At 73.0% G+C, this 26471-nt stretch carries 18 protein-coding genes; 4 read left to right on the top strand and 14 right to left on the bottom strand.

Going from position 1 to position 26471, the window contains the following annotated elements:
- Positions 1-12: 12 nt before the first annotated feature.
- Positions 13-924, bottom strand: a complete 912-nt coding sequence (gene nudC, locus FB382_RS03700) for an NAD(+) diphosphatase (RefSeq protein WP_182536910.1) — start codon at positions 922-924, stop codon at positions 13-15.
- Positions 925-971: 47 nt separating this feature from the next.
- Here nudC and deoD point away from each other — a divergent pair, with 47 nt between their 5' ends.
- Positions 972-1688, top strand: a complete 717-nt coding sequence (deoD, locus tag FB382_RS03695) for a purine-nucleoside phosphorylase (RefSeq protein WP_182536908.1) — start codon at positions 972-974, stop codon at positions 1686-1688.
- Between the two features lie 27 nt (positions 1689-1715).
- Positions 1716-2768, top strand: a complete 1053-nt coding sequence (locus FB382_RS03690; RefSeq protein ID WP_182536906.1) for an NAD(P)-binding domain-containing protein — start codon at positions 1716-1718, stop codon at positions 2766-2768.
- 3 nt (positions 2769-2771) lie between these two features.
- On the opposite strand, the gene FB382_RS03685 is transcribed toward FB382_RS03690, so the two are convergent.
- From FB382_RS03685 to FB382_RS03675, 3 genes are read right to left on the bottom strand one after another with little or no spacing between them, the layout of a single operon-like run.
- A complete protein-coding gene (locus tag FB382_RS03685) occupies positions 2772-3422 on the bottom strand; it encodes an SDR family oxidoreductase (protein ID WP_182536904.1) in 651 nt (216 codons plus the stop codon).
- Between the two features lie 10 nt (positions 3423-3432).
- Complete coding sequence (locus FB382_RS03680) at positions 3433-6684, bottom strand: ATP-dependent helicase (protein ID WP_343055475.1); 3252 nt, start codon at positions 6682-6684, stop codon at positions 3433-3435.
- Entirely contained in the window at positions 6681-9908 is a 3228-nt protein-coding gene (locus FB382_RS03675; protein WP_182536902.1) for an ATP-dependent helicase, read from the bottom strand. Before FB382_RS03675 ends, FB382_RS03680 begins: the two co-directional genes overlap by 4 nt.
- 82 nt (positions 9909-9990) lie before the next feature.
- Between FB382_RS03675 and FB382_RS03670 the strand changes: the two genes are divergently transcribed.
- A complete protein-coding gene (locus FB382_RS03670) occupies positions 9991-11148 on the top strand; it encodes a CaiB/BaiF CoA transferase family protein (protein ID WP_182536901.1) in 1158 nt (385 codons plus the stop codon).
- 60 nt (positions 11149-11208) lie between these two features.
- Here FB382_RS03670 and FB382_RS03665 read toward each other — a convergent pair whose 3' ends face one another.
- From FB382_RS03665 to FB382_RS03655, 3 genes are read right to left on the bottom strand one after another with little or no spacing between them, the layout of a single operon-like run.
- A complete protein-coding gene (locus FB382_RS03665; protein WP_182536898.1) occupies positions 11209-13980 on the bottom strand; it encodes a bifunctional YncE family protein/alkaline phosphatase family protein in 2772 nt (923 codons plus the stop codon).
- Positions 13977-15338: an ABC transporter permease gene (locus FB382_RS03660; protein WP_182536896.1), complete on the bottom strand. Its 1362-nt coding sequence runs from the start codon at positions 15336-15338 to the stop codon at positions 13977-13979. Before FB382_RS03660 ends, FB382_RS03665 begins: the two co-directional genes overlap by 4 nt.
- Positions 15335-16255: an ABC transporter ATP-binding protein gene (locus FB382_RS03655; RefSeq protein ID WP_343055474.1), complete on the bottom strand. Its 921-nt coding sequence runs from the start codon at positions 16253-16255 to the stop codon at positions 15335-15337. Before FB382_RS03655 ends, FB382_RS03660 begins: the two co-directional genes overlap by 4 nt.
- 256 nt (positions 16256-16511) lie before the next feature.
- On the opposite strand from FB382_RS03655, the gene FB382_RS03650 reads away from it, so the two are divergent.
- Positions 16512-17096, top strand: a complete 585-nt coding sequence (locus FB382_RS03650; RefSeq protein ID WP_182536892.1) for a TIGR03086 family metal-binding protein — start codon at positions 16512-16514, stop codon at positions 17094-17096.
- Between the two features lie 32 nt (positions 17097-17128).
- Here the strand turns inward: FB382_RS03650 and bar are convergent, their stop codons facing one another.
- From bar to FB382_RS03615, 7 genes are all read right to left on the bottom strand, one after another.
- Positions 17129-18223, bottom strand: coding sequence for a barbiturase (bar, locus tag FB382_RS03645; RefSeq protein ID WP_125038507.1), 1095 nt, complete (start codon positions 18221-18223; stop codon positions 17129-17131).
- Positions 18224-18248: 25 nt separating this feature from the next.
- Complete coding sequence (locus FB382_RS03640; protein ID WP_182536890.1) at positions 18249-19184, bottom strand: carbamate kinase; 936 nt, start codon at positions 19182-19184, stop codon at positions 18249-18251.
- A gap of 104 nt (positions 19185-19288) precedes the next feature.
- Complete coding sequence (locus FB382_RS03635; protein WP_182536888.1) at positions 19289-19999, bottom strand: hypothetical protein; 711 nt, start codon at positions 19997-19999, stop codon at positions 19289-19291.
- Positions 20000-20087: 88 nt separating this feature from the next.
- On the bottom strand, positions 20088-21584 hold the full coding sequence (locus FB382_RS03630; RefSeq protein ID WP_182536886.1) for a CoA-acylating methylmalonate-semialdehyde dehydrogenase: 1497 nt from the start codon (positions 21582-21584) through the stop codon (positions 20088-20090).
- Positions 21585-21596: 12 nt separating this feature from the next.
- Positions 21597-22301, bottom strand: coding sequence for an NAD(P)H-binding protein (locus FB382_RS03625; RefSeq protein ID WP_182536885.1), 705 nt, complete (start codon positions 22299-22301; stop codon positions 21597-21599).
- Positions 22298-24277 carry a hydantoinase B/oxoprolinase family protein gene (locus FB382_RS03620; RefSeq protein ID WP_220481251.1) on the bottom strand — a complete coding sequence of 660 codons (1980 nt, stop codon included), beginning with the start codon at positions 24275-24277 and terminating at the stop codon, positions 22298-22300. Before FB382_RS03620 ends, FB382_RS03625 begins: the two co-directional genes overlap by 4 nt.
- Complete coding sequence (locus tag FB382_RS03615) at positions 24277-26406, bottom strand: hydantoinase/oxoprolinase family protein (RefSeq protein ID WP_182536883.1); 2130 nt, start codon at positions 26404-26406, stop codon at positions 24277-24279. The genes FB382_RS03620 and FB382_RS03615 overlap by 1 nt, the downstream gene beginning before the upstream one ends.
- Positions 26407-26471: the final 65 nt, after the last annotated feature.

The raw sequence follows: 26471 nt of genomic DNA, 5'->3' as shown, positions 1-26471 counted from the left end.
ACCCGCCGCTCTTTACCAGGTGCCCGGCAGCGGGCCGCCGTACCAGTGCTCGACGAGCGAGCGGGAGATCGAGACGCCGCCGGGGAGCACCAGCGAGCCGTCCTCGGCGCCCGCCTTCATCTCCGCGCGGGTGAACCAGCGCGCGTCCTCGATCTCGTCCTCGTCAACGCGGATGTCGGTGGACTCCGCGCGGCCGATGAAGCCCAGCATCAGGCTGGCCGGCAGCGGCCAGGGCTGGTTGCCGAAGTACTCCACCGCGCCGACCCGGACGCCGACCTCCTCGGCGACCTCACGGCGTACGGCGTCCTCCAGCGTCTCGCCCGGCTCGCAGAAGCCGGCCAGCGTCGAGTAGCGGCCCTCGGGCCAGACCGCCTGGCGACCCAGGAGGCAGCGCTCGGACTCCGAGCTCGGCTCCCCCGACGTGACGAGCATGATCACGGCCGGGTCGGTCCGCGGGAACTGCGCCTTGCCGCAGCTCGTGCAGACGAGCTCGTGGCCGGCGTTGCGGGGCTCGAGGCCACCCGCGCAGCGGGGGCAGTATTTCGTGGCGTAGAGCCACTCCGCGAGCCCGATCGCGTGGAAGACGAGCGGGGCCTCGGGCAGCCCGCCGTCGGCCAGGTGCGGCAGCACGCCGCGCAGCCCGAACCACTCGGACTTCTCCCCCGGCGCGACCGCCGGGTCGACGACGACGGCGAACCAGGTGCGGCCGTCCTGCTCGCCGAGCAGCACGCGCAGCCCGTCGGGGGCCTCCTGCGGCGAGACCCAGTCGAGGCGGCCGTCGACGGGCCGGATCCGGGTCCCGGAGACGACCAGCACCCGGCTGTCGGGGTCGGACCACCTCTCGTCGAGCCAGGCCTCGTCGCCGCGGCGTACGCCGCTGCGGTCGTGCGGGTTGGCGGACAGCTTCACGTGCGGGAAGGTCACGCGGTCGAGGCTAGTCCTCACCCTGGAGTGCCCTAGGCTGCCCCCACGTGAGCACCCACATCGGAGCACAGCCCGGAGACATCGCGCCCGTCGTCCTCATGCCCGGCGACCCGCTGCGTGCCAGATGGATCGCGGAGAACTTCCTCGACGACGCCCGCTGCTACAGCGAGGTGCGCGGCATGTACGGCTACACCGGCACCTGGCGCGGGCACCGCGTCTCGGTCCAGGGCAGCGGCATGGGACAGCCCTCCCTCGCCATCTACGCCCACGAGCTGATGTCGCAGTACGACGTCACGACCCTGATCCGGGTCGGCTCGTGCGGCGCGCTGAGCGAGAAGCTCGCGATCCGCGACATCGTGATCGCCTCGGGTGCCTGCACCGACTCCTCGATGAACCGGATCCGGTTCGAGGGCCTCGACTACGCCCCGGTGGCCGACTTCGGCCTGCTCCGCGCGGCGCACGACGTCGCCGAGGAGGTGTCCGGCGACGCGACCGTGCACGTCGGCCTGGTCTTCGCGGGCGACTCGTTCTACCACCCGCGGCCCGAGCTGGTCGGCCGGATGGTGGAGTACGGCGTGCTCGCCGTCGACATGGAGGCCAGCGCGCTCTACACGCTCGCGGCCAAGTACGGCGCTCGCTCGCTCGTCGTCGACACGGTCTCCGACCACATCGTGACCGGCGAGGAGACCACCTCCCAGGAGCGCGAGCAGACCTTCGGCGCGATGATCGACATCGCCCTGGGCGCGGCGTTCGACCGGGACTAACCGGGCACCCCCGGGCGTTCACCTGCCGTGGACGTCCTCGACTCGGTGGTCATCGGCGCCGGCCAGGCCGGCTTGTCCTCGTCCTACCACCTGCAACGGCTCGGCATCTCCCACGTCGTCCTCGACTCCGACCCCGCCCCCGGCGGGGCCTGGCAGCACCGCTGGGACTCGCTGACGATGCGTGACGTGCACGGGGTCGCGGCGCTGCCCGACTCGGGCTCTCCCGGCCTGTCGGAGCGCCGCGCGAACGTCGTGGTGCCGGCGTACTTCTCCGACTACGAGCGCAAGCACGCCCTCCCCGTCCTCCGGCCGGTCCGGGTGGACCGTGTGACCGACGACGCGGGCGTGCTGGTGGTCCATGCCGGCGACCGCGCCTGGACCACGCACACCCTGGTCAACGCGACGGGCACGTGGTCGCACCCGTTCGTGCCGCGCTACCCCGGCATGGAGACCTTCGCCGGCGAGCAGCTGCACACCGCGGGCTACCGGGGCGCCGAGCGCTTCCGCGGCCGACGGGTCGTGGTCGTCGGCGGCGGCGCGTCGGCCGTGCAGTTCCTCGGTGAGCTGGCCCCCGTGACGGAGACGATCTGGGTCACCCGGCGCGAGCCGGTGTGGCGCACCGACGACTTCACGCCCGACGCGGGGCGCAGGGCCGTCGCGCTGGTCGAGGAGCGGGTACGCCGTGGCCTCCCGCCGGCCAGCGTCGTGAGCGTGACGGGGCTGGCGCTGCGCGAGCAGGAGCGGGCCGCCGAACTTCTCGGTGCCTACGCACGCCGGCCGATGTTCTCCGCCGTCGAGCCCGGGGGCGTGCGCTGGGCCGACGGGTCCTTCGAGCCGGCCGACGTGATCCTGTGGGCGACCGGGTTCCGTCCGGCGATCGGGCACTTGGCGCCGCTGCACCTGCGCTCCCCGCAGGGCGGCGTGCAGCTCGACGGCACCACCGCGGTGGCGGACCGACGGGTCCAGCTGGTGGGCTACGGGCCGTCGGCCAGCACCATCGGCGCCAACCGAGCCGGCCGGACCGCCGCCCGGGGCGTGGCCCGGTGGCTCGACGGGGAGTCGCTCAGCACCACCGGCTGACGTTCAGCCGGAGTAGGGCACCTCGGCCTGCCAACCGGCCTCGTCCTGGGTCGCCGCGGCGTGGATCGCCTCGGCCACCCGGTCGGGGGTGAACGCACCCTCGCGCGCGAGCGTGCCGCGCACGGTCACCGACACCGCCCGGATCCCGTCGGGCTCGAGGGTCTTGTCGAGGCTGAGCACGAGGTTGCGGAGCCCGGCCTTCTGGACCCCGAGCGAGGCGGCGCGGTGCCACGGCTGGTCGGCGGCCATGCTGCCGGTGGCCGTGACCCGGCCGCCGCGCGAGAGGTAGGGCCGGGCGGCCTGGACGGCAGTCAGCAGCCCACCGACGCCGAGCGCGACGTCCTGGAGCAGCTCGGGGACGGTCAGCTCGAGGGGGTCCTTCTCGCGGAAGGCGCTGGGGTTGAAGTGGAGGACGTCGATGCGGCCGAAGTGGTCGCCGAGGGTCCGGATCGCGTGGGTCGCCGACTCGGTGTCGGTGAGGTCGGCGACGACGGTCTGGACGTCGGCGCCGTCGATGCTGGCCTTGAGCTCGGCCAGCGGGCCGTCGTCGATCCCGATCAGGCCGACGTCGTGGCCGTCCTCCGCGAACCGGCGGGCAACCGACCCGCTCACCCCCGGACCCGCTGCCACGACCACGATCACCGGCTTGCTCATGGGTCCGACCTTAGGAGGCCGTCCCCGTTCCCGCGAGGAGGCCCTCGAGCTCGGCCCGGCCGGGCAGCCGGTCGTGGGCGACGACGTCGCCGGTGCGGACGTAGTAGAACGCGGCGCGGACCCGGTCGAGCGGCACGTCGTGCAGCTCGGCCCAGGCCACCCGGTAGAGGGCCAGCTGGAGCGGGTGGGCGGTGGCGGTGCGGTTGGTCTTCCAGTCGACGACGAGGAAGCCCTCGCTGCCGTCGGGCAGCGTCTCGGTGTAGACCGCGTCGATCCGGCCCCGGACCACCTGGCCGGCCAGCACCAGGGCGAAGGGGGCCTCGACCTGGTGGGGGATGCGGGTGGCGAACGGCCCGGCCTCGAACGTCGCGATGAGGTCCTTGAGGTCGGTGTCGTCGTCGATGCCGGCGTCGGCGCGGCCGGGCAGGTCGTCGAAGTCGAAGAGGTCCTGCTGGCCGAACCGGGCCTCGACCCAGGCGTGGAAGCGGGTGCCGAAGCGGGCCGCCGACGACGGCGGGCGCGGCATCGGCCGGGCCAGCTCGCGGGCGAACTGCTCGGGGTCGTCGCGCAACCGGGCGAGGGCGGTGGCGGACAGGCTGCTGGGCAGCTCCACGGAGATGTCGGAGGAGCGCTCCTGGCGGGCCTCGCCCACGAGCCGCTCGAGCTCGATGTCCCAGTCGGCGACCCGGGCGGACTCGATCATGTCGAGCTCGGTGTCCGCCGCCTCCGGGTCGACCTCGCGGACCCGGCGTGCCGCCTCGATCCGGCGTGCGGCCTCGAGCCCGGTCTCGGTCGTCGGCCAGGGCCGGGACGGGTCGACGGCGGCGTAGGGGTTGGGGTCGCCCTTGACCGGCTTGTCGAGCCAGTCGGTGACCGGCTCGCCCCAGGCGTCGAGCTGCTCGCGGACGACGAGCTGGTAGTCGGAGGGGCCGAACGGGGTGGTCCGCGGGCTCCAGAGGTAGGAGGTCACCGCGAGGTGGTGGGCCGCCCGCGTGAAGGCGACGTAGCCGAGGCGCAGCTCCTCCTCGGCGTCGTGCGCCCGGGTCGCGGCGCGGTAGGCGTCGAGGGCGGCCTTGTCGAAGCCGGCCAGCTGGGGCAGGTCGGGGGCGTCGCCGCGCAAGGGCGCCGGGAGGATCGAGGGCGAGGAGGTCCACAGGGTGCGGGACCTGTTGGAGGGGAAGCGGGTCTCGCAGACACCGACGAGGAACACCGAGGCCCACTCCAAGCCCTTGGACCGGTGGACGGTGAGCAGCTTGACCGAGTCGGCCTCGGTCGGGGTGGCCACGTCGAGGCCGTTGCCCTGGTCGTCCTCGGCGGTGAGGTAGGCCAGCAGCGCGGGCAGGGTGACGTCGCCGTCGACGGCCTGGAACTCCGCGACGGCCTTGACGAACAGGTCGAGGTTGTCGCGGCGCGCGGCTGCGGCGGGGCTGACGGCGGAGGCCAGCTCGACATCGGTGCCGCTGGTGTCGATGATCCGTCGGACGATGTCGAGGAGCGGCTCGCCGACGGCCTGCCGGAGCATCCGGAGCTCGGCGGAGAGCAGCGCGAACCGCTCCAGCGCCTCGGCGGAGTAGGGGTGCTCCCCCGGGTCGGCGAGGGCGTCGTCGAGCGAGGGGATCTCGGCCGGGTCGATGCCGTCGGCGATCTCGACGAGGTGGTCGGTGACCGAGGCGGGGGCCGCGCCGCGGCCGGACCGTCCGGCGATCTCGTTGGCCCGACGGCTGAGCAGGCGCAGGTCGCGCGGGCCGATCGCCCAGCGCGGACCCGTCAGCAGGGTGAGCAGCGAGGCGTTGGCGGTGACGTCGTGGAGCAGGTGGAGGGTGGCCACGATCTCGGCGACCTCGGGCAGCCGGAGCAGCCCGGACAGGCCGACGATCTCGACCGGGATGCCGGCCGAGGTGAGGGCGTCGAAGACGTCCTCGGCGTGGGAGTTGTCGCGGGTCAGCACGCCGATGTCGGCCCAGGACTCGTGGTGGGCGGCCTTCACGGCCTCGACCAGCCACACCAGCTCGTCGGCGTGGGTCGGGAACACCGCCGCGGCGACGGAGCCGTCGGCGGCACCGTCGGCGGCGACGAGCCGCTCGACCTGGTCGTAGCGGTCGTAGAGCGGGGCGGCCAGCCGGTTGGCCACGTCGAGGATCCGCCGGTCGGAGCGCCGGTTGACGGTCAGCGGGTAGGTCGGCACGTCGCCGGCGGCAGCCGGGAAGGTGTCGGCGAAGTTGAGGATGTTGGACACCGAGGCACCACGCCAGCCGTAGATGGCCTGGTTGGGGTCGCCGACGGCGGTGACGGCGTGGCCGAGGCCGTGCTCGAGGTCGGGCCCCGAGAAGAGCCGCGAGAGCATCGTGGCCTGGGCGACGGAGGTGTCCTGGTATTCGTCGAGCAGGACGACCTTGAACTTCGACCGCTCGCTGGCCCCCACGTCGGGCTGGTCGCTGGCGAGCCGGGCGCCGAGCTCGATCTGGTCGGAGAAGTCCATGAGGCCCAGGTCGCGCTTGAGCCGCCGGTAGGCCTCGACCAGGCCGAGCAGCTCGTCGCGCCGGTCGATCGCGAAGATCGCCTTCTCGAGCGGCTCGCGGTAGGTCTTGCGGCCCTTGCCGGCCTCCTCCTCCGCGAGCGCCGCCGCGAACCCGGCGCGGGCCGCGGCGTCGGCCGCGCGCACGTCGGCGGGTCCGACGAGGTGCTCGCTCATCGCGCCGTCGAGGGCGAGGAGGTTCTGGATCGCGGTCTCGGGGTGGTCGGTGAGGTGGTTGACCACGCCGGTGTAGCGGTCGACCACGCGGGCGCCGAGCTGGTAGCGGGCGGCGTCGGTGATGACGCGGGTGTCGGGCTCGTGGCCGATGCGCAGGCCGTGGTCGGTGAGGAGCCCCGAGGCGTAGGCGTTGTAGGTCGCGACGGTCGGCTCGAGGACGTCGGCCGGCCCGTCGTCACCGGTCTGCTCGGGCTCCTCGAGCGCGCCGGCCTCCTTGAGCGCCTTGCGGATCCGGCCGCGCAGCTCGCTGGCCGCCTTGGTGGTGAAGGTGAGGCCGAGCACCTCGTCGGGCCGGACCTGGCCGGTGACGACGAGGTAGACGACCCGCGCCGCCATCAGCGTGGTCTTGCCGGAGCCGGCGCCGGCGATGACGACCGCGGGGGTGAGCGGCGCGGAGATCGCCGCCCACTGCTGCTCGCTCGGGGCGTAGGCCGTCCTCATGACGGCCTGGAGGTCCTGGGGGGTCCGGATGGCCCGCGTGGCGGCGGTCGTGGTGCTGGTCGTGCTCACTGGGAGGTCACCGGTCCTGCGCTCTTGATGGGGCAGATGGGCACGAAGGAGCAGTCGCGGCACTGGTCGCCGGCCACGGCTGGGAAGGTCTCGGTGCGGAGCAGCACCGCGCTGTGCGCGAGCCGGGCGCGCAGGTCGTCGCGCTGGGAGCCGTCCTCGGGCTGGACGGGCTGGCGCTGCACCAGCGCGTCGGGCCCGCCGTCGATGACGCCGAGCTGGACGAGCTCGGCGCCGCCGGCCTCCGCCCCGGGCACCGTCTCGTCGACGGCACCGTGGTCGACCGCGTATTGGTAGAGGCCGAGCTGGACGTGGCCCTCGACGGACTTGTTGGTGGGTGGGCGCCGGCCGGTCTTGAGGTCGACGACGACGACCTTGCCGTCGGAGTCGAGCTCGAGGCGGTCGGCATAGCCGGTCAGCCGGACCTGCTCGCCATCGTGGAGCCCCACGACGGTGGAGAACTGTGCCTCGGTGGCCAGCAGGGTGCGCCGGTTGTCGTGGTGCCAGGCGAGGAAGCGCGCCAACGCGGCCCGGACCCGGTCGTGCTCGCGGGCCCTGGACCACGGGGTCCGGAAGTCGAGGCGCTCCCAGACCTGGTCGACGTGGGACATCAGCAGGTCGGCGTCGTCGCGGCCGGCCGGGAGCTCGCCGTCGGCGACCCGCTGGGCCAGGGCGTGGACCATCTCGCCGAGGTTGGCGGACTGGTGGGCGCGCGCCACTCCCCCGGCCTCGCGCTCGAGGAACCACTGGGTCGGGCAGACCCCGAGGCCCTCCAGGACGCTGGCCGAGACCGGCACCGGCTGGTCGGGCTCGCGGACCGGCTGGACCGAGCGGCTGGCGGCGCGGGTGCCCCACCAGGTCGACGGGTCGGCGCTGGGGACGAGCTGGCGCTGGCCGACGGTCTCGCCGGCGAGCCGGGCCAGTCGCCGGGCCGCGGCCTCGCGGAGCGGCTCGCTGGTGTCGGGGTCGGCGAGGGTGCGGCGGAGCTCGGAGACGAGGCCGGACATGGAGAGCGGACGGGTCGGCCGGCCGACGACCTTCTCGACCGTGACGCCGAGCTCGTCGAGGAACCGGGAGGGCTGCTCGCCCTCGTCGTCGGCGCTGGCGACCGCGGTCACGACGAGGCGCTGCCGGGCACGGGTGGCCGCGACGTAGAAGAGGCGGCGCTCCTCCATCAGCAGCTCACGGCTGGAGACGGGAGGGACGACGTGGCCCTGGCCGATCCGGTCGGCCTGCAGGAGCGTGGAGCGTCGGCGCAGGTCGGGCCAGCCGTCCTGCTGGACGTGGGCGATCACCACGAGCCGCCACTCGAGCCCCTTGGAGCGGTGGGCGGTGAGCAGACGGACCGCCGCCCCGCGGGCGCCGCGGTCGGCCAGCGTGTCGGCCGGGATCTGCTGGGCCACGAGGGTGGCGAGGAACGCCCGGACGCCCACGTGGTCGCGGCGCTCCTCGGCCCGGGCCGCGATGTCGAAGAGGGCGCAGACCGAGTCGAGGTCGCGGTGGGCACGCCGGGCCGCGCCGCCGCCGAGGTCGACCGAGCGCCGGAGCCGCTGCGGCCAGCCGGTGCGGGACCAGAGCGTCCAGAGCAGCTCCTCGGCCGAGGCGCCGCCGGCCAGCTCCTCGCGGGCGTCGACGAGCAGCTGGGTCAGGGCCCGGGCCTTGACCACCTCCGGCCCGTCTAGCCCGTCGAGGAAGTGGCGGTCGACGACGGCCTTGCGGACCAGCTCGCGGCTGGGCAGTGGCGACCGGGCCTCCTCGTGGCTCAGGGCCTTCTCGCGGGTCCGGAGACGGCGCGCGAGGCGGCGTACGTCGCCGGCGTCGAGGCCGCCCAGCGGGCCCAGCAGCAGGGCCTCGGCCCGGGACGGGTCGATGTGGTCGAGGTGGTCGGGCTCGTCGTTGTCGAGGTTGACGACGGCCCGGAGGGCGTCGATCAGGGGCAGCACCGCGGGGTCGCGGACGAGCGGGACCTCGTCGCTGGCCACCTCGACGGGCACGCCGGCCGCACCGAGCGCGCGGCGCAGCGGCGGGATGGAGGTGCGGCCGGAGCGGACCAGGACGGCCATGTCGTCCCACGGGACGCCGTCCTCGAGGTGGGCCCGGCGGAGCAGGTCGGCGAGGTGCTCGGCCTCGGCCCGCTCGGTGTCGAAGGTGCGGACGACGACCCGGCCGTCGCCGAGCGGGCCGGCCACGGCCTCCGGCGCGAGGAACGCCTCGCGCGCCTCGGTCGGGATGCTGCCGGGCAGGGCGAGGCGGTGGGCCACCCGCTGCGAGGCCACGAGCAGGCGCGGGCCGAACCGCCGGGTGGTGCGCAGCGCGACGACGTCGGCCGGGCGACCGTCGGCCTGCGGGAAGTCGGTCGGGAAGTCGAGGATGCCGCGCACCTCGGCGCCGCGGAAGGCGTAGATCGACTGGTGGGGGTCGCCGACGACCGTGAGGTCCCGGCCGTCGCCGGCCAGGGCCCGGAGCAGGGCGACCTGGCCGGGGTCGGTGTCCTGGTATTCGTCGACGAAGACGTGGCGCAGCCGCGCCCGGAGCTCGTCGCGGTGGGCCTCGGCCTCGATGGTCGCCCGGCGGATCAGGTCGGCGTAGTCGATGGCGCCCTGGGAGTCGAGGTTGGTGAGGTATTGGTCGAGGAAGAGGCCGGCCGCCTGGAACTCCGGCAGCCCCTCCTCGACGCCGAGCGTGTGCAGCGCCCGCCCGTCGAGCCCCTTCTCGCGGGCGCGGGACAGCACCGCGTGCACCTCGCGGGCGAACCCGCGAGTGCCGAGCGCGCGGGTGAGCGACTCGGGCCAGGTGACCGACTCGGGGTTGTCGGTGAGCAGCTCGCGCAGCACGACGTCCTGCTCCGGGGCGCTCAGCAGGCGGAGCGGGGCCTCGTAGAGCTCCGCGGGCGCGTATTTGCGGATCAGGCCGTAGGCGAAGGAGTGGAACGTGGAGCTCAGGGTGGTGCTCATCGTGCGGCCGAGGCGGGCGGTGACGCGGTCGCGGAGCTGCTCGGCGGCCTTGCGGCTGAAGGTCAGGGCGAGCACCTGGTCGGGCACGGCACCGCGGTGCTCGATGCGGTCGACGATGGCCTCGACCAGCGTCGTGGTCTTGCCGGTGCCCGGGCCGGCGAGCACGAGCAGCGGCCCGCCGGGGTGGTCGACGACCTGCTGCTGGTGGCGGTCGAGGGTCGGCAGCTCCGTGACGACGTCGGGACGCACGAGGCGGTAGGTCGTCGGCTGCATGTCGTTACTCAATCATCCGGCGCCGACAGCACTGTGAACGTCTGCCGTTCTCGGCGGTGGCCGTGCGTGATTGGCTCAGCCCATGACCGAGGGACCCCTGGCTGACCTGATCGTGCTCGACCTGACCCGCGCCCTGGCCGGCCCGCACGCCGGCATGATGCTGGGCGACATGGGCGCGCGGGTGATCAAGATCGAGTCGCCCACCGGCGACGACACCCGGGGCTGGGGACCGCCGTTCATCGGCGAGGAGGACGAGCGGGAGTCGACGTACTTCCTCTCGACCAACCGCAACAAGGAGTCGCTGGTCCTCGACCTGAAGAAGCCCGAGGACCAGGAGGTCCTGGCCCGGCTGGTCGCACGCGCGGACGTGCTGATGGAGAACTTCCGTGTCGGCGTGCTGGACCGACTCGGCTTCCCGGTGTCGCGGCTGCACGAGATCAACCCCGGCCTCGTCGTCCTCCAGATCACCGGCTTCGGCCACGACGGCCCCGAGGCGACCCGGTCCGGCTACGACCAGATCGCGCAGGGCGAGGGCGGCCTGATGTCGATCACCGGCACGACCCAGCCCACCAAGGTCGGCGTCCCGATCGCCGACCTGTTGGCCGGCATGAACGGCGCCTTCGGCGTTCTCGCCGCCATCCACGAGCGGAGCACGACCGGCCGCGGCCGCGTGGTGCGTACGTCGCTCCTCGCCGGCATGATCGGCGTGCACGCGTTCCAGGGCACCCGGTGGACCGTCGCCGGCGAGGTGCCGGGCCTCGCGGGCGACCACCACCCCGCGATCGCGCCGTACGGCATGTTCGCCACGCAGACCGCGCCCGTCCAGATCGCCTGCGGCTCGGAGGGGCTGTGGCGGGCGCTGTGCGGCGCCTTCGGCTGGGACCCCGCCGAGGACCGCTTCGCCACCAACGTGGAGCGGGTCGCGCACCGCGACGAGCTGATCGCGCGCATCGAGACGCTCTTCGCCGACCAGCCTGCGGAGCACTGGCTCGCGCTGCTGTCGGAGGCCGGGGTGCCGTCGGGGAAGGTGCGCTCCCTCGACGACGTCTACTCGTGGGACCAGACGCTGTCGCAGCACCTTCTCCTCGACGTCGAGCACGCCACGCAGGGGAAGCTGAAGATCCCCGGCTCCCCGATCCGCTTCGATGACAACCCCTACTCCGGCGGGCGCGCCACGCACGCCGCTCCCCCGACCCTGGGGCAGCACAACGAGTCGATCCGGGAGTGGCTCGACTCCTGACCCCCGTCGAGCCGGCGCAACTGCCGCGGTGTGGCCCGGCAGTTGCGCCGACTCGATCGGTCAGTCGGTGTCCGACCCGGGCAGCGCAGCGCCCGGCACCTGCTGGGGCAGGTAGATCTTCGGGTCACCCGGGTAGGGCGTGCTCCGGTCGTGGGCGTCGTACCAGGTGTAGCGGTTCATCTGCTCGGGGTTGGCGAAGTCCGGCCGGGCGTGGGCGCCGGTCAGGTGCTGCCTCGCCGCCCACTGCTGCCAGGCCTGTTGGTAGGCGACGTACTTCGCCGGGACGGGTGCCGCCGCGGCCGCACCGCTGCTCGCGGGGGTGTCGAGACCGCACGAGGGCGGCGTGGCGATGTTCTCGGTGAGCGAGATGCGGTTGGGCCTCGCGGTGAACGGCGTCTGGTCGGGCGTGGCCTGGAACGCGTCGAACATCGGCGTGGCCGCGGCGACCTTCTGGTTCAGCGGCTCCGCACCGAGGATCTGCTCGATGGTGCGGACCATGGAGATCTGCGAGTAGTACGTCGACACGGTCTTGCCGTGCGCGGCCCACGGGCTGATGACCTGGATGGGCGCGCGGTGCCCGTCGACGTGGTCGGCGCCGTTCTGGCTGTCGTCCTCGACCACGAAGATCGCGGAGTTCTTCCAGTAGGGGCTGTGCGAGATCGTCTGCACGACCTTGCCCAGGGCGAGGTCGCCGCCCGCCACCTCGGACCGCGCCGAGACCGGCCCGCCGGTGTGGTCGTCGGACATCCAGAGCATGTTGAAGTCGGCCGGGCCGAACTTCTCGAAGTCCTGCTTCCAGATCTGGTAGCGGTAGAGGTCGGGGATCGACAGGTCGAACGGCGGGGAGGTCGGGTTCGTGATGTCGTTGAGCGACGGGATCACCGAGCCGTAGTCACCCTTGAGCTCCGGCGAGGTGAGCTGGGCCGGGTCGCCGCCGTCCTCGACGCTCCTCGAGGCGCAGTAGTACTGCTGCCAGGTCCCCGCCGGCTTGCCCTCGGTGTAGAGGAACTCGCCGTAGTTCCTGGCGCTGTGGCCGGCCGCCTGGATCGCGGTCCAGAGGAATCCGGAGCGCTGGTGGCCGAGCACGTCCTCCTCGGTGTCATAGCTGCGGGTGTACTCGCCGGCGCTCGACTCGGTGTACTCCGGATTGTCGCCCTGCATGATCCAGTTGTGGCCCTCGGCGGAGTTGGTGCCGATGTCGTAGGTGTTGTCGTAGAGGCCGAACTGGCGGGCCAGCGCGTGGATGTTCGGCGTCACCTGCTCGCCGAACTGGGCCAGCGACGCGTCGCCGTTGCCCTCGGGCATGTCGCCGTGGACCTGGTCGTAGGTCCGGTTCTCCTTGACCACCATGAACACGTGCTTGATGGTCGAGGGGTCACCGATCCGCTTCGGCACCGGCACGGCGCTGGCCCGGGTGCCGGAGGCGTGCTTGACGTCGGTGCCGGCGTCGCCCCAGCCGTTCTGGTGGAAGACCGTGGGGGTCCAGGTCTCCTTGATGTCGCTGTCGGAGGGCAGGGTGAAGCGGGTCAGCGAGGCCGTGGTGCCGTGCGTGCCGTGACCGGTCGCCGGCGTGGTGCCGTAGCCGGCGTTGAAGGTGAGGAGCGGCCCACGGGCGTCGATGCCGCGGCGGTTGGTCACGACCAGCTGGTCGCCCACGGGCGCGATCTCCTCCGGGTAGTAGTCGGTCGGCACGAGGCCCACGTAGCGGACCGGGTCGATGGCGCCCTGCCCGAGCCGGTAGACCGCGATCGCGTTGGCCCGGCCGAGGCTGACGAGGAGGCGACCGTTCTGGACCGTCACGGCGTCGGGCTCGTAGCCGACCTTCGAGCCCTGCCAGGGCTGGGTCGAGATCGTCTGGACGACGGCGTCAGTCGTGGTGTCGACCACGGAGACCGTGTCGTCGTTGGTGTTGGCGACGTACAGGACGCTGCCCTTGGCGTACATCGCGGTCGGGTGCAGGCCGACCTTGACCTGCCCGACGGGGGCGGCGGGGTTGGCCGTGTCGATGGTGCTGAGCACGCCCGTGGTCGAGGTGCCGAGGACGGGGTCGGCGGGGACGTCGGTGCCGTAGGAGCCCTGGGTCGCATCGCCGGCGACGGCGCGGCGGCCGCCCTCGTCGGTGACGTAGAGCTTGGTGCCGACGAGCTTCAGCTGGCGCGGGGCGATCCCCACGTCCCAGGTGTGCGTGATCGTGCCCGCGGCCGGGTCGATCGCGACCACCGTGTTCTGGCCGTTGACCCCGGCGTACAGCGTGGCGCCGTCGGCCGAGTAGGCGAGGCCGGAGGTCAGCGTCTTCTGGTCGCCCTGGCTGGGGATCGAGACCTTGGTGCCGGAGCCGAGGGAGCCGTCGGCGTTGACCGGGAAGCTGGTGAGACCGGTCGCGTTCGGCATCCACAGGACCTTGCCGTCGGGCGAGTAGAGCGGTCCCTCCTGGCCGACGGTGTTGTCGGACAGCTTGGCGTTGACGCCGGAGGCGGAGCCGCCGCGCCAGACCAGCTGGTTGGTGGCGAGGTCGAAGACCTGGAGCGAGACGCCGCGGTCGGTCGAGGTGGCGGCGAGGAACCGGCCGTCGGGGCTGACGGTGGAGCCCATGAACTTGCCGTACGGCGTCATGGTGCGGTCGCCGAGCGGCTCGAGGACCTGGTCGGAGGAGATCTGGAGGCCGTCGGCGTACTCGCTGCCGACCTGGCGCTGGCCGAAGCCGACGGTGGTGGCGTAGGCGACACCGCCGCTGACCGCGAGGGCGAGGCCGGCGGCCACGGCACTGACCTGCTGCGTGCGTGAGAAGAACCGACGCTCGGCCTTCGCCACGCGGTTGCGCGTCACATTCATCGAGAACCTTCCTTGGTGGTTGCCAGCAGGTCGACGACTCCGTCGAACTGCCACAGCGGGTTCGGGGCGTCCCCGCTGGGGGTGTGGAGCTGGAAGTAGCCGTTGACCTCCTTGGGCCCGTCGCCGTCGGCGACGAAGCGGCCGTCCGCGGCGACGTCGAGCTGGTAGACCGCGCTCCCGGTCGCGGTCGCACCCGGGAGGGTCCACGTGACGACGCACCGCCAGTCCGCGCCGGGACCGGCGTCGACTGCCCGGTCACCGCCCTTGTCGCAGCGGGCGGTCGTGTGCAGCTGCTCCTCCGTCACGGCCGGGCGGTGGAGCTCGTCGGTCTGCAGCACGTAGAGGTGGGAGAACGAGGTGGCCAGGGCCGCCTCGAGCTTGGCCCGGTCGATGCCGGTCCCGGTGGCGCCGGTTGCACCGGCCACCGCGAGGGTCGTGACGGCGGCCAGGCCGACGAGGGGGGCCACGCCCAGGACCAGGAAGCGGCGGCCCGAGCCGTCGTGCCCCGCACCGGTGAAGTCGCGGCGCACGAAGAGGAGGTAGGCCAGCAGCGTCGCGAGCACCGTCCACGCCAGGCTGACCGCAAGCCCCACCCAGAAGGGCCCGAACTGGCCGGGCGCGGTGAGGAGGCCGCGGTACGTCGTGAACGCGCTCATCGGCAGCGCGACCCGCAGCGCGACGGGCACGGGCAGCAGCTGCAGGCCCTCGAGAACCAACGCGAGGACCACCGGCATGAGCAGCCCCAGCGGCGAACGGCCCAGGGCCACCGACCCGAGCAGGCCGACCGCCGAGAAGGCGAGGGTCGGCGGCACGATGCCCAGCCAGGCCAGCAGGACGGTCCGGGCGAGCTGCCCGGTGCCCATCGGGTGCCCGTCCAGGCCGGGCAGCGGGTGGCTGCCGATCGAGGCCAGGCCGCCCACGACCGACGACAGGGCGAGCGCCGCGAGCAGCGCCAGGGTCACGGTGAGCGCGGCGAGCACCTTGGCGAGGAAGATCCGGCGGGGCGAGCGCACCGCGACCAGCAGGTGTCGCCAGGTGCCGAGCCGGTCCTCCACGGCGAAGACGTCGCCGGCCACGACGCAGGTGAGCAGCGGGAGCACGAGGGTCCCGAGGAAGGCGAGGACCACCAGGGAACCGGCCCAGCCGGACTGGCCCATCCACCGGCCGTAGACGGCGTCGGCGGGCAGGGAGGTCTGCCTGCTGACGACGGCGGTGTAGACAGCCGGGGCGACCAGGCAGGCCAGGGCCACCAGCCGCAGCCGCCACTGCGAGGCCAGCTTGACCAGCTCGAAGCGGTAGCCCCGGCGCAGCGCCACCGGCTGGACCGGGGTGGGCGCGGCCATCGCGGTCGCGGTCATCGTGCTGCCTCCTCGTCGGTGCCCGTCAGCGCGAGGAAGGCCGCCTCGAGCAGCGGCACCACCGGCCCGAGCTCGCGGATGGCGATGCCGGCGCCGACCAGCCGCCCCACCAGGTCGTCCAGGGCCGCCTCGGGACCACGTACGACGAGCGCCTGCTCGTCACGCGGAGCCTGGGCGCGGCGGCCGGGGACCAGGCTCAGCGACGGCGTGCCGTCGACGACCCGGCGGGCGCCCACAGGGTCGGAGGTGACGAGCCGGTGGTCGAGGTCGCCGCTCTCCGCGGCCAGCTTGGCGACCGGACCGGAGAACACGACCCGTCCCGTGGACAGCAGGGTGACCTCGTCGCACAGGGCGGTGAGGTCGTCCATCCGGTGGCTCGACAGGACCACGGTGGTGCCGGCCTCGGCCAGGCCGGCGAGCACCTCGTGTACCTGCCGCTTGCCGGCCGGGTCGAGCCCGTTGGCGGGTTCGTCGAGGACCAGCAGGCGCGGCTCACCGAGCAGGGCGGCGGCCAGGCCGAGCCGCTGCCGCATGCCCAGGGAGAAGCCCCGGACGGCGTCACCGGCGACCTCGAGCAGCCCCACCCGGTCGAGGAGGGCGTCGACGTCGGCTGCGCGGGCGGTCGGCTCGCTGCGCAGGGACGCGAGGGCCGCGAGGTTCTGGCGGGCGGTCAGCGTCGGGTAGAGCCCGGGGCCCTCGACGAACCCGGCGACGCCGCCCGGCACGGAGAACGCGCGACCCACGGACGCGCCCAGCATCTCGAGGGTCCCGCCGTCGGCCACGACCAGCCCGAGCAGGAGGCCGAGGAGCGTGGTCTTGCCCGCGCCGTTGGGCCCGACGAGCCCGTGGATGTGCCCGGGAGCGACGTCGAGGTCGACGCCGTCGAGGGCGATGACCTCGCCGAACGTCTTGCTCACACCGCGCGCCCGAATCGCAGCGGTTGACCGCATGTGCTCCTCCGTCGGGCCGACACCCCGAGGGAGCCGGCCAGGTCGTTGCCCGAAACAACCGTCCGGACGAGGAAGCTAGGGGCCGCGGGTGACCTGACCGGCTCGGTTTGCCAAACGCTCGGCGAACGCAGCCGGACCTCGGCGTACGGCCCGGCAGCTGCGCCGACTCGACCCCTCCCGGTCGGGCCCGAGCACGCGTAGCGTGGGTGACGGAGGAATCGCCATGACCATGCCGAACGATGCCGTTGTCACGCTCTCCCACGCACTCGACCAGGCCGGCGACGTCCTGGCCTCGGTGCGGCACGACCAGCTGGGGCAGCCCACGCCCTGCGCGGACTGGGACGTCGGCCAGCTGGTCGCCCACCTCGTCGCCGGGCCGCGGCGCTTCGCCGAGACGATGCGGGGCGGGGAGGCCGACTGGTCGGCCCCGGCGCCTCCGGTCGAGCAGGAGTGGGCGTCGGAGTTCCGGTCCGCGGCCGACGACCTGATCCACCTGTGGCACCAGGAGGGTGACCGGGCCCAGGCGCGGATCGTCGACTGGCAGACCACGGAGTTCGCGGTGCACACGTGGGACCTGGCGCGGGCGGTGGGCTACCGCTGGCGGCTCGACGATCGCGTGGCGGAGACGGCCCTGGCCTTCATGCGGGCTGGGATGACGGCGGACAACCGGGGTACGGCGTTCGCGCCGGAGGTGGCCGTCGACGACCGCGCGACGGCGTACGAGCGCCTGGCTGCCTTTGCGGGTCGCTCCCCCACAAAGACGTCGGACGTCATGCGGTCGGGGCTGGGTGCAGCTCCGACCGCATGACGTCCTTTTGACGCAACCTGGACAGCGGGGGGTCAGCCCAGGTCGACGATGGCCGCGACCGGGCCCCCACCCTCGGGGCCCTGGTGCGCGGCGGACACGGAGACGAAAACGGCCGGGTCGCCGGTGACGGCGGCGGTGACGCCACCGACGGTCGCCTTGATCTGGCGGTGCCAGTGCACGTCGGAGTCGTCGAGCATCGCGTTGCGGCGACCGCGCACGGTGCCGTCCTGCGACGCCTCGCACTTGAGGAAGACGTTGACCAGCTTGCCGTCGAGGTCGGAGGTGCGCGGACGCTCGGGCAGGTCGAGGCCGGCGGAGCGGATGGCGTCCCAGATGCCGTCCTGGTCGAGGGCGTCCTTCATGACCGAGTGACCGACGCGGTAGCGGCCGCCGACCCCGGTGGCGTTGCCGACCACGACGACCTGCGCCTGGTCGAGCTCGACGCCCGAGGAGCAGGACGCCACGGCCGAGAACAGGTCGCGGTTGTGCATGACGTCGGCGTCGGTGGGCATCTCGATCTCGCCCAGCGCGACGGCGATGCCGAGCGCGGTGACGCCGTTGGAGAGGTCCATCGACTCGTGGGTGTGCTCGGTCCACACGGACTTGCCGCGCGACTTGGCGTCGCGGATCGTGTGGATCGTCAGCAGCGGGGTCTTGGTCTGCACATAGTGCACGTCGGCGGGGTCGGTGATGCCGGCCTTGGCCATCGCCTCCTTCACCGCGGCGGCGACCTTGGTGATCATCGGCGTGCGGCCGATCTCCTCGGGCAGCAGCTGCTCGCTCATCGCGAAGCCGACCGTGAGGCGCGGCTCGTCGCTGGGCTCGGCGTCCGTCGTGGCGAAGATCGTGGCGTGGGGGCTGATCACGCCGTCGGTGCCGCCGGACCACACGATCGGGATCTGCTTGACTTGGTCGGCGGGTGCGCCCTTCTCGACGAGCACCTCGCGGAACGCGCGGTCGGCGATGATCCGGGTGTAGTCGTTGACGCCGCCGTTGCCCTCGGTCTTGCCGATGATCGCGATGACGCGGCTGGCGTCCATGATCCCGTCGTCGATCAGCTTGGCGAGCTCGCTGGCGTCGGCGACCGAGTGGATCGGCACCTTGCGTACTTCGATGGCGTCGGGCATGGGAGGGGTCCTTTCGTGGGGGCGGTCAGTCGCTGACGACGACGGTGCCGAAGTCTCCGGACACGGCGTCGACGATGTGGTCGAGGCTGGTGATGACGGCGCGGGTGCCGCCCTGCTCGACGAACCGGCAGGCCGCGTCGACCTTGGGGCCCATCGAGCCGCTGGCGAAGTGGCCCTCGGCCGCGAGCTTGCGCATCTGCGTGAGGGTGACGGTGCCGAGGGGCTCGGCGTCCGGAGTGCCCCAGCGGAGCACGGCCTGGGGCACGTCGGTCGCGACGACGAGCACGTCGGCGTCGACGCTGCGCGCGAGGAGGGCCGCGCCGAGGTCCTTGTCGATGACGGCCTCGACGCCACGCAGGCTGCCGTCGGGCGCCTGGACGACCGGGATCCCGCCGCCGCCGTTGGCGATGACGACGAAGCCGGCGGCGACGAGCGCCTGGACGGCAGGCGCGTCGACGATGCGCAGCGGCTCGGGCGAGGCGACGACGCGGCGCCAACCCTTCTCGCCGCGGTCCTCCCAGGTCTCGCCGTGCTCGACGAGCACGGCGGCCTCCTCGGCCGGGAGGAACCGGCCGATCGGCTTGGTCGGGTGGGTGAAGCCGGGGTCGTCGGAGGCCACGAGGGCCCGCGTCACGACGGCCGCCGTACGACGGTCGAGGGCTCGCACCGCCAGGGCGTGGTCGAGCGCGTTCATCAGGACGAAGCCGAGGGTGCCCTGCGTCTGCGCGCCGCACCAGTCCAGCGGGACCGGCGGGACGACGCTCGCGGCGAGCTCGTTCTTGACGAGCAGGTTGCCCACCTGGGGGCCGTTGCCGTGGGTGATGACGACGTCGTGGTCGTGCTCGAGCAGGTCGGCGACGGCGGCCATCGCGGTCTGCGCGGCCGCGATCTGGTCCTCCGGACGGGCCCGGCCGTCGGCGTTCGTCATGGCGTTGCCGCCGAGGGCGAGGAGGACCTTCATGCAGACGAACCTAGGCCCCGGGACGCCCCCGGACACCAGCAACTACGGCCAACACAGGGGCAGTCCCATGGCAGGTGTTGCCAACGTGCCGGCTCGACCGGCCCCTACGCCGGGCGGGCCCGACGCTGTCGGGCCTCCAGGCGCTGCCGGGCGACCTCCTCCTCGTCGAAGCGCGGGTCGGCGAGGAGGTACTGCGCGAACAGGCCGGGGTCCTTGTGGGGCGGGCGCTCGGGCTCGGGGACCATCCGGCCCTCAGCCGCGTCCCAGAACGAGTCGGCGGCGTGCAGGACCCGCCGGGCCAGCCGGCCGGAGATCCCGGTGTGCGGCGCGTAGGGGTGCGGCCGGCTCGGGGCGCCCTTCTCCGCCTGGTGGAGCCGCTCGGCGAGCTCGTCGAGCTCGGCCCGGGTCAGGTGGGCGGCGAGCATCTCGACGAGCACGAACTCGTGGTGCCGGTGCTCGGCCAGCGCGTGCTCGACCTCGCCCCACACCGACGACCAGGCCCGGCCGGCCTGGAAGACCGAACCGTACTCCCGCGCCTTCACGTGCGCGAGCGCCAGCTCGAGCTCCCGGGCGGCGTGGAGGTAGTCGTGGACGAGCTGGGCACCTTGAGGCACGTGCTTGCGGACCTGGGCGAGCAGCACCGCGTCCACGGCGCTGAGGTGCTTGCTGGCGATCGACAGGAACGTGTCGATGGGTTCGAGCCCCTTGCGTGGCTGCCCCGGCGTGGACAGCATCGCGCTGGCCTCGTCGTAGCGCTGCGCGAGCGACTCGTGGGTGTGCAGTACGGAACTCCGCAGGACATCGAGCGTGTCCATGGGCCTCACCTTTCGACGGGCTCCCCACCCATCCTCCATGGTGCGTCGCAGCGCGGCCCGGGACAAGGACCCGGTCCCGACCGGGCCGTCAGCGGGAGGTCGGGAAGTGGAAGCTCGCGTCACTGGCCGCGCTCGTGGCGGGCCAGCGGGCCGTGACGACCTTGGCCCGCGTGTAGAACCGGACGCCCTCGGGGCCGTGCACGTGGGTGTCGCCGAACAGCGAGTCCTTCCAGCCGCCGAAGGAGTGGAACGCCATCGGGACCGGCACCGGCACGTTGATACCGATCATCCCGACGTGGACGCCGCGCTGGAACCGGCGGGCCGCCTCGCCGCTGTTGGTGAAGACCGCGGTGCCGTTGCCGTAGGGGTTGGCGTTGACCATCGCGATCGCCTCGTCGACGTCGCGGCAGCGCAGCACCGACAGGACCGGGCCGAAGATCTCCTGGCGGTAGACGTCCATCCCGGTGGTGACGCCGTCGAGGAGCGTCGGGCCGACGAAGAAGCCGTCCTCGTGGCCGGGCACGACGTACCCCCGCCCGTCGACGGCGACGCGGGCGCCCTCGGCCTCGCCGGCGTCGATCAGCCCGAGGATCCGCTGCTGGGCGGCGCGCGTGATGACCGGGCCCATCTCGCTGGTGGTGTCGCTGCCGGGACCGACCGCGACCGCCCGGGCCCGCTCCCCCAGGGCCTCGACGAGCCGGTCGGCCGAGGCACCGACGGCGACCGCGGCCGAGACCGCCATGCACCGCTCACCGGCGGAGCCGAAGGCGGCGGCCGAGAGGTGGTCGGCGGCGAAGTCCACGTCGGCGTCGGGCAGCACGATCGCGTGGTTCTTGGCCCCGCCGAGGGCCTGCACGCGCTTGCCGGTCGCGGTGGCGCGCTCGTGGATGTAGCGGGCGATCGGGGTGGACCCGACGAAGGAGACGGCCGCGACGTCGGGCGAGTCCAGGAGCGCGTCGACGGCCTCCTTGTCGCCGTGCACCACGTTGAAGACGCCGCCGGGAAGGCCGGCCTCGCGCCACAGCTCGGCGAGGCGCAGGGAGACCGAGGGGTCGCGCTCGCTGGGCTTGAGGACGAAGGTGTTGCCGCAGGCGATCGCCACCGGGAACATCCACATGGGCACCATCGCCGGGAAGTTGAACGGCGTGATGCCGGCGACCACGCCGAGCGGCTCGCGCCAGGAGTAGCTGTCGACGCCGGCCGAGACCTGGTCGGAGTACTCCCCCTTGAGCAGCTGCGGGATCCCGCACGCGAACTCGACGACCTCCAGCCCGCGCTGGACCTCGCCCACGGCGTCGGAGAGGACCTTGCCGTGCTCGGCGGTGATCAGCGCGGCGAGCTCGTCGACCTGCGCGTGCACGAGCTGGCGGAAGGCGAACAGGACCTTGGCGCGGGCGCTGAGCGAGGTCTGCGACCAGTCCGGGAAAGCGGCCTTCGCCGCGGCCACGGCCGTGCCGACGTCGGCGGTGCTGCCGAGGCGGACCTCGGCCTGCTGCTGGCCGGTGGCGGGGTCGAAGACGGGTGAGGTGCGGGTGGACTCCCCCGTGGCGGGGCGTCCGGTGATCCAGTGGTCGATGGTCCTCATGGACCCACTCTCCTACTCCTCGAGCGGCGCGCGCGCCAGCAGGGCCCGCAACGGCAGCGTGCCGACGGGGAGACCGTGCTGGTCGTAGTAGTCGAACATCGCCCGCAGCAGGGCCTCCTCGCGGCTGCCCGGACGCCCGGTCGGCCGCTCCACGACGACGTCGACACCGGCCTCGGCGGCGAGCTCGGCCACCGTGGCGACCCGCGACGCCAGCTCGTACGTCGCTCCCGCGTGGCCGCCCTCCAGCAGCACGACCGCGGCGGCGGCCCCGACGTCGGCCAGGTCGGCGAACCCGAACGTCGCGTGGGCGTCGTACGGGAGCCGGACGGTGGTGGTGAGGTCGAGGTTCTGCAGGTAGGGGCCCGGCTGGAGGATCGTCCAGGGCAGCCCCGAGCGCCGGACCAGGTCCTCGGCCTCGGCCTTGTCGAGGTGGTGCGGCAGCGCGGGCAGGTGCGGCGAGGCGACCGAGTGGTAGACGACCCGGCCGACCTCGGCCTTGCGGGCCGCCTCGAGGACGTGCCCGACGTAGCCGGGCTCGTCGACGTCCAGGTTGGGCGCGATCACGTAGACCGCCGCGCAGCCGGCGAGCGCGGCCGTCAGGTTCTCCCACTCGGCCCGGCCCGTGGCGACGACGTCGGCGCCCCGGGCCGCGAGCGCGGTCGCCACGGCACGGCCGGTCTTGCCGTGCCCTCCGACGACCGCTACGCGGGTGTTCACACCAGGTCGACCTGGGCGAAGGCTGCACCGCCGGCCAGGTGGGCGTAGCCCGGACCGCGGTCGAAGAAGGCCTCACTCGCCTCCGGACGGCCGGCGCGCTCGGCCGCGGTGGCAGCCTCGTCGTGGCCCAGCGAGTCGTCGTCGAGCGAGCCCGTGAGGACCACGCCGTAGTCGGCGAGCGCGGCCTCGGCCGACACCTTGCGCCACACGACGTCGCGGACCACGAGGGCCGGGTCGCGGTCGAGCGGGTTGCCCCAGCCGCCGCCACCGGTGGTCCGGATCCGGACCAGCTCGCCGGCCTTGATCGGCTCGGCGTCGGCGAGGGCGTCGACCTCGCGCTCGTTCGGGCCGCCGGGGTCGACGGTGACCTGGAACGGCTTGCCGGCCAGGCCGCCCTTGACGCCCCAGCAGGCCAGGATCGAGCGGTCCGCGATGGACATGAAGTGCGCGTCCTTGAGCATCCGGATCTGCTTCTCGTAGCCCAGGCCGCCGCGGAACTGGCCGGCGCCGCCGGAGTCCATGGCCAGGCCGAGCGACTCGACGCGGAACGGGAAGCGGGCCTCGGTGAACTCGCTGGGGAGGTTCCGCGAGTCCGGCACGACGTGGATGGTGTCCTCGCCGTCGGCGTAGTAACGGCCGCCCGAGCCGCCGCCGAGGACCTCGCGCATGAGGTAGGGACGCCCCTCGAGGTCGTCGCCGTAGACGCCGGTGTAGCGGATCGTCTCCTGGTCGGCGGGCATCTTGCCGTCCACCGCCTTGGCGACCACGCCGGCCAGCACGCCGAGCAGCCGCAGGATCACGAACGTGCGCGCGTTGGTCGGCGCCGGGAAGACCGGCGTGAGCAGCGTGCCCGGCGGCGGGAAGCGCATCTCGATGAGCGGCACGATGCCCTCGTTGACGTCGAGCTCGGCCATCCGCTCGGGGGTGTCGGCGAGGTTGCGCAGGATCGGGGCCAGCCACTTCTTGAGGAAGACGCCGTCGCTGTAGTCGCCGCAGTGGTTGATCGGTCCCTTGGCCTGGGGCGAGGTGCCGCCGAAGTCGAGGATCAGCCGCTCCCCCTCCGGGTCCTCGGCCGCCGTACGGGTCAGCGTTATCCGCTGCGTGTGCAGCATCGGCTCGTCGACGCCGTCGTGCTCGGCGTAGTCCTCCCACACCCAGCTGCCGACGGGGATCTTGCTGAGGATCTCGCGACGGTACGTCGTGGTGGTCCGGTCGATGATCGCGTCGAAGCAGGACTCGACCGTCTCGATGCCGTAGCGGTCGAAGAGCTCGCCGAGGCGGCGCGCGCCCATGAGGCAGGCCGAGCACTCGGCGTCGAGGTCGGCGGAGAGCGACTCGGGCATCCGGGAGTTGCGGGTCATGATGCTCAGCGCGGCCCGGTTGGGCACGCCGGCGTCCCAGAGCCGGATCGGGGGGACCATCAGGCCCTCCTCGAAGACGCTGGTGGCGTTGGAGGGCATCGAGCCGGGCACGGCGCCGCCGATGTCGTCGTGGTGGCCGAAGGCCTGCACGAACGCGACGACCCGGCGCTCGCCCTCCGCGCCCGCGAACACCGGCACGGTGACGCACAGGTCAGGCAGGTGCCCGATGCCGCCCTCGGAGCGGTAGACGTCGTTGTGGAAGAAGACGTCCCCCTCGCGCATCTCCTCGATCGGGAAGTCCCGGGCGATCGGGTGCACCAGCGCGGAGTAGGAGCGGCCCGTCAGCTTGCGCAGCAGCCGGTCGTGGATGCCGGCACGGAAGTCGTGGGCGTCGCGGATCATCGGGCTGCGGCTGGTGCGGCCGATGGCGGTCTCGACCTCCATCTCGACCGAGGCCAGGGAGCCCTGGACGATCTCGACGAGGACCGGGTCGGCGCTCGCGCCCGCGTCGGCGGTCAGGTGGCCGAAGGGGAACTGCGTGGGAGCGCGGCGGCTCTCACCGCTGCCCGTGTCGGCGGGGGCGGCGAACCCGGTCACGGCGGAGCTGGTGCACATCAGTTGTTCTCCTTGGTGGCGGCGGGCGTGGCGGCGGTGTCGACGCGGGTGACGATGATGTTGAGGAACTCGTCGATACGGGCGGTGAACCCGGGGTGCAGCGGCACCGTGGAGCCGAACTCCTCGATGATCGCCGGACCGGTCACGACGGTGCCGGGACCGAGGTCGGGGCGCCACAGGACCGGCGTGTCGACGTACCCCTCGGCGGCGTCGAAGCAGACCTGGCGGCGGCCCTTCTCGGTCGCTGCTCCGGTGGTCGAGCCTGCCGAGACCGGGTGGCGCTTGATCTCGGGCCGCTGGATCGGGCCGATGCCCGAGACGCGGAGGTTGACCCACTCGACCTGCTGGGTGGCGTCGCCGGCGAAGTCGTAGCCGTAGAGCGCCTTGTGCTCGGCGTGGAAGCGGGCGGCCACCTCGTCGAGGACCGCGGCGTCGATCGGGCCGTCGGGCACGCCGACGCGGACCTCGAAGGCCTGGCCGAAGTAGCGCACGTCGGCGGTGCGGACGAAGGAGTGCTCGCCCTCGGCGAAGCCCTCCTTGGTCAGGGCGGAGGCCGCCTGCGCGGTGAGCCCGTCGAGGATCGTGGCCACCGACGCGGGGTCGAGGTGGTCGGCGAGCGAGACATGCGTCTGCACGTAGTCGTTCTTCACGTCGACGGTCAGCAGGCCGAAGGCCGAGACGTTGCCCGGGTTGGGCGGGACCAGCACGGCGGGCAGGCCGAGCACGTCGACGAGGCGGCACAGCAGCAGCGAGCCGGAGCCGCCGAAGGTGGTGAGCGTGAAGTCGCGGACGTCGAGCCCGCGCTTGACGGTGACCTGGCGCAGCGCGTTGGCCTGGTTCCAGGCGGAGATCTCCAGGATGCCGGTGGCGCAGGCCTCCGGGGTCAGGCCGAGCTGCTCGGCCAGCTTCTGGATGCCCTCGCGGGCCGCGTCCACGTCGAGCGGGATCTCTCCGCCCAGCAGGTGCGGGGGGATCCGGCCGAGGAAGACGTGGGCGTCGGTGATGGTGACGTCCAGGCCGCCCTTGCCGTAGCAGAGCGGGCCGGGGTCGGCACCGGCCGACTGGGGGCCGACCTTGAGGGTGCCCTCGGGCGAGAGCCACGCGATCGAGCCACCGCCGGCACCGACGGTCACCACGTCGATCATCGGGATCTTGGACGGGAAGGCACCGACCGAGCCCTCGGTGGTCAGCGTCGGCTCGCCGTCGATGACGACCGACACGTCGGTCGACGTACCGCCGCCGTCGGAGGTCAGCACCTTGTCGAAGCCGGCGACCTTGGCGATCAGCGCGGCGCCGAGCGCACCGGCGGCCGGGCCGGACAGCACCGTGGTGATGGGCTGGTGGACGACCTCGTCGGCCGACAGCACGCCGCCGTTGGACTTCATCACGTAGAACGGGATGGTCCGGTCGTCGAGCGCCTCGAGGCGGCTCTTGATGTTGGTGACGTACGCCGAGAGCCGGGGCTTGACCGCGGCGTCGACGAGCGTGGTCATCGCCCGCTCGTACTCGCGGTACTCGCGCAGCACCTCGCTGGAGAGCGAGACGACGGCGTCGGGGTGCTCCTCGGCGAGCACCGCGCGCATCCGCTCCTCGTGCTCGGGGTTGGCGTAGGCGTGCAGGAAGCAGACGCCGAGGGTGTTGATGCCCTGGGCGCGGAACCAGCGCGCGGCCGCGCGGGCCGACTCCTCGTCGAAGGGCCGCACCTCCGCGCCGGTGAAGTCGAGCCGGCCGCCGACGCCCTTGACCAGGTCACGGGGCACGATGCGGTCGGGCTTCACCCAGAAGTAGGAGTTGCCGTAGCCGTCGGGCACCGACTGACGGGCGATCTCGAGCATCGCCTCGTAGCCCTCGGTGGTGATGAACCCGAGGCGGTCCACCTTCCCCTCGAGGAGCTGGTTGGTCGCGACGGTCGTGCCGTGGCTGACCGCGTCGATGGTGTCCGGGCCGGCGCCGAGGAGGCCGAGCACCTTGTCGATGCCGGCGAGGAAGCCGTCGGCGGGGTTGCCCGGCGTGGACGGGGTCTTGGTCGTGACCAGCTCCCCCGACTCCTCGTCGAAGGCGACCACATCGGTGAAGGTGCCGCCGGTGTCGATGCCGATCCGGATCGTGCGGGGGTTCGGGGAGGCCATGGGCACGATTCAATCGGTACGTCGATCGCCGGACCACGGCACAATCTGCCGACGGACCGGCGGTT

The organism is Nocardioides ginsengisegetis, from assembly GCF_014138045.1.
GTDB classification, from domain to species: Bacteria; Actinomycetota; Actinomycetes; order Propionibacteriales; family Nocardioidaceae; genus Nocardioides; species Nocardioides ginsengisegetis.
This window is presented reverse-complemented; position numbering and strand designations above follow the sequence as displayed.

Excerpts from the sequence above, each read along its gene's own strand:
- FB382_RS03630 (WP_182536886.1), bottom strand. The coding sequence starts at position 21,584 with ATGAGGACCATCGACCACTGGATCACCGGACGCCCCGCCACGGGGGAG.
- FB382_RS03615 (WP_182536883.1), bottom strand. The coding sequence starts at position 26,406 with ATGGCCTCCCCGAACCCCCGCACGATCCGGATCGGCATCGACACCGGC.
- FB382_RS03670 (WP_182536901.1), top strand. The coding sequence starts at position 9,991 with ATGACCGAGGGACCCCTGGCTGACCTGATCGTGCTCGACCTGACCCGC.
- FB382_RS03620 (WP_220481251.1), bottom strand. The coding sequence starts at position 24,277 with ATGTGCACCAGCTCCGCCGTGACCGGGTTCGCCGCCCCCGCCGACACG.
- FB382_RS03660 (WP_182536896.1), bottom strand. The coding sequence starts at position 15,338 with ATGACCGCGACCGCGATGGCCGCGCCCACCCCGGTCCAGCCGGTGGCG.
- FB382_RS03675 (WP_182536902.1), bottom strand. The coding sequence starts at position 9,908 with ATGCAGCCGACGACCTACCGCCTCGTGCGTCCCGACGTCGTCACGGAG.
- FB382_RS03650 (WP_182536892.1), top strand. The coding sequence starts at position 16,512 with ATGACCATGCCGAACGATGCCGTTGTCACGCTCTCCCACGCACTCGAC.
- FB382_RS03685 (WP_182536904.1), bottom strand. The coding sequence starts at position 3,422 with ATGAGCAAGCCGGTGATCGTGGTCGTGGCAGCGGGTCCGGGGGTGAGC.
- FB382_RS03665 (WP_182536898.1), bottom strand. The coding sequence starts at position 13,980 with ATGAATGTGACGCGCAACCGCGTGGCGAAGGCCGAGCGTCGGTTCTTC.
- bar (WP_125038507.1), bottom strand. The coding sequence starts at position 18,223 with ATGCCCGACGCCATCGAAGTACGCAAGGTGCCGATCCACTCGGTCGCC.
- FB382_RS03640 (WP_182536890.1), bottom strand. The coding sequence starts at position 19,184 with ATGAAGGTCCTCCTCGCCCTCGGCGGCAACGCCATGACGAACGCCGAC.
- FB382_RS03635 (WP_182536888.1), bottom strand. The coding sequence starts at position 19,999 with ATGGACACGCTCGATGTCCTGCGGAGTTCCGTACTGCACACCCACGAG.